1 protein-coding gene is annotated in these 950 nt (G+C 54.4%); it reads right to left on the bottom strand.

Going from position 1 to position 950, the window contains the following annotated elements; genetic code table 11:
- Positions 1–334: 334 nt before the first annotated feature.
- On the bottom strand, positions 335–565 hold the full coding sequence (locus tag AC1DRJ_RS29750) for a hypothetical protein (RefSeq protein ID WP_007946177.1): 231 nt from the start codon (positions 563–565) through the stop codon (positions 335–337).
- Positions 566–950: the final 385 nt, after the last annotated feature.

The following is a 950-nucleotide window of genomic DNA, read 5'->3' as shown; positions in this document are numbered from 1 at the left end:
CGCGATGGGGCCATAACATTCAACATCCATGCTCTCTGTCAAGCTGCTATCGCGAGCAAGCTCGGCTCCTACAATAGGTCGGGGCAGTCCGATAAATTTTCAGAGCAAAAAAAAGGCCTGCATGCGGGCAGACCAAGGTAATTCTTCAAAGGAGTAGCTCACTGTAGGGCTTGGGTTGTGAATGCGACGTGAAAGAAGTGTCGAAAAAACCCGGCATCAGGCCGGGTTGGGGGCAACAGCAGATCTACGGACATACGCAAAACCGGTGAAGATGAGGTCTCCGTTCAGAGGGCCTGAAACAGGCCCTGTTCTTGCGAAGCGTGTCCGGATCGAATCATCTGAACCGTGGGAGGGGCGGGTCGACAGGTTTTAAGGACGACAGCGTGTTTCGAATCAGGGGGGTGTCTTTTTCGATGTCGTTCAGCCGATCACGAATTCTGAGGGCTGTCGGGTGCCCCCCTTGATGATCGACCCAGTCGGCAATTTCCTTGCACGCGGCGGCTAGTCGAGCCTGCCGGGAGTCGAGCAGGGTAAGTAGGGTGGTGATGGACTCTTTTTCGGACATRGCAAACACCTCCGTTGAAGAAACCTGGCAGTTGGCAGCAAAAAGCCCGCGTGGGGCGAGCTTGCCGTTAGGGGTGCTGTTCCTTCAGTTGTTTTTCAGTATAGACCCGTAGCAGGCAGGTGAATATTCATCAGCCTTGCCGGGCCAGCACTTGCGACGTGGAATTCAGCTGGTGGCATTCGTGTCGGGCATCTGCTTCAGCATCAAAGCCGTCCCCGATGAAGCCCTGCGTGCATGTATCGGCAATTCGATACCAGACAGCAGCGTCAGGCGGTGGATGACTGGCTTCACCGCAGCTGATTCCTGTTCAGATCAACTATAGAAGTTCTTTGTGATCGTGCAAAAAATAGACAGCTCAGTTCGTCGCTTCTGCTGTGGCGAGCAT

Source organism: Pseudomonas sp. P5_B2, from assembly GCF_056400445.1.
The sequence above is the reverse complement of the archived record's forward strand: the minus strand, read 5'-3'. Positions and strand labels throughout refer to the sequence as shown.

What these genes read in the sequence shown, in the direction of transcription:
- AC1DRJ_RS29750 (WP_007946177.1), bottom strand. Translation starts at nt 565, where the DNA reads ATGTCCGAAAAAGAGTCCATCACCACCCTACTTACCCTGCTCGACTCC.